The organism is Amycolatopsis kentuckyensis, from assembly GCF_002155975.1.
GTDB lineage: Bacteria > Actinomycetota > Actinomycetes > Mycobacteriales > Pseudonocardiaceae > Amycolatopsis > Amycolatopsis kentuckyensis.
Genome location: NZ_MUMI01000510.1, coordinates 1 through 1,406, shown reverse-complemented (window position 1 = coordinate 1,406; position 1,406 = coordinate 1). Strand labels below are relative to the sequence as shown.

Here is a 1,406-nt window from a genome sequence, read left to right as displayed (position 1 = left end):
GGCGGGTGGTCGTCACCCCGGCCGGGAACCCGGGCGCGTGCCCGCAGCCGGTGGTGGGGACGGGGTGACGACCACCCGCCACGTCACCTCGGGCGGCCTCGACCGCGAGTACACCGTCCACCTGCCCGCCCGGTACCACCCGCACCGGGCGTACCCGCTGGTCCTGTCCTTCCACGGGCACAAGCGGACCTCGCAGTACCAGGAGGAGCTGTCCGGTTTCTCGGCACTGGACGCGATCGCGGTATACCCGCAGGGCCTGATCGGCACCGACGGCGAATCCGCCTGGACCGGGGCACCGTATTCGGCCGCCGCCGACGACGTGCTGTTCACCAGCGACCTGCTGAACTCCCTGCAGCGCACGCTCTGCGTCGACAACCGGCGGATCTACGCCGCGGGCAAGTCCAACGGCGGCGGGTTCGCCGGCGTGCTGGCCTGCCGCCTGCCCGGCCGGATCGCCGCGTTCGCCCCGGTGTCCGGCGCGTTCTACCCGCAGGGCGGCGCCTGCCACCCGAGCCGCCCCGCACCGATCCTCGACTTCCACGGCACCGCCGACACGACCATCCCCTACGACGGCAACCCGGCCAAGGGCCTCCCGGCGGTCCCGGACTGGCTGGCCGCGTGGTCCACAAGGGACGGCTGCCGTCCGGACCCGGTGTCGTGGACGCCGGTGGCGGGCGTCGTCGCGCAGAAGTGGCTCAGCTGCGCCCTCGAGCACTACCGCGTCGAAGGAGCGGGGCACGTCTGGCCCAGCACCCGGCCCAACGCCGACTCCGCGACGCCGACGGTCATCGACGCGACCCCGGTCATCTGGCGGTTCTTCCGCAGCCATCCGCTGCGGTGAAACACGATTGACGCAGGTCAGCAGGCTCGGCGACGATGTTGCGCACAAGTTTTCCGGATTTCACGAAGGAAAAGGTGCGCCATGAAGGTTTTGGTCCTGAACGCCGGCTACGAGCCGCTGCAGACCGTTTCGGTCCCGCACGCGATCCGCATGCTGGTCCGGCACGTCGCCGAGATCCACGAGGCCGAGGAGGGCCTCGCCTACGGGCTGTTCCCGCGCCCGAAGATCGTGCGGTTACTGCGTTACGTCGTCATGAAGTGGCGATATACGCAGCCGCCGCGCTGGTCCCGGCGCGGCGTGCTGGTCCGTGACGGCCACCGCTGCGCCTACTGCGGGCAGCGCGCGACCACGATCGACCACGTGACGCCGCTGAGCCGCGGTGGCGCCCGGACCGACTGGCTCAACACCGTCGCCGCGTGCGGCGGCACCGCCCGCAGCTGCAACGCCCGCAAGGCGGACAAGCTGCCGGGCGAGGCCGGGATGAAGCTGCGCTTCACCCCGTACGTCCCGGCGTGGGACCAGCTGCACCGGCCCGGCGCGTGAGCACGGCCTGTCCGTCGGCACT

General features: G+C 71.8%; 2 protein-coding genes. Both read left to right on the top strand.

Annotated elements, in window-relative coordinates; genetic code table 11:
* A partial coding sequence (locus CCN39_RS39170) for a CE1 family esterase (protein ID WP_143264321.1) occupies positions 1–841 on the top strand: 841 nt, incomplete at its 5' end.
* A gap of 81 nt (positions 842–922) precedes the next feature.
* Positions 923–1,384 carry an HNH endonuclease gene (locus CCN39_RS39165; RefSeq protein WP_013226091.1) on the top strand — a complete coding sequence of 154 codons (462 nt, stop codon included), beginning with the start codon at positions 923–925 and terminating at the stop codon, positions 1,382–1,384.
* Positions 1,385–1,406: the final 22 nt, after the last annotated feature.

Bases quoted from the DNA above. Each gene is read 5' to 3' on its own strand.
- CCN39_RS39165 (WP_013226091.1), top strand. From the start codon at position 923: ATGAAGGTTTTGGTCCTGAACGCCGGCTACGAGCCGCTGCAGACCGTT.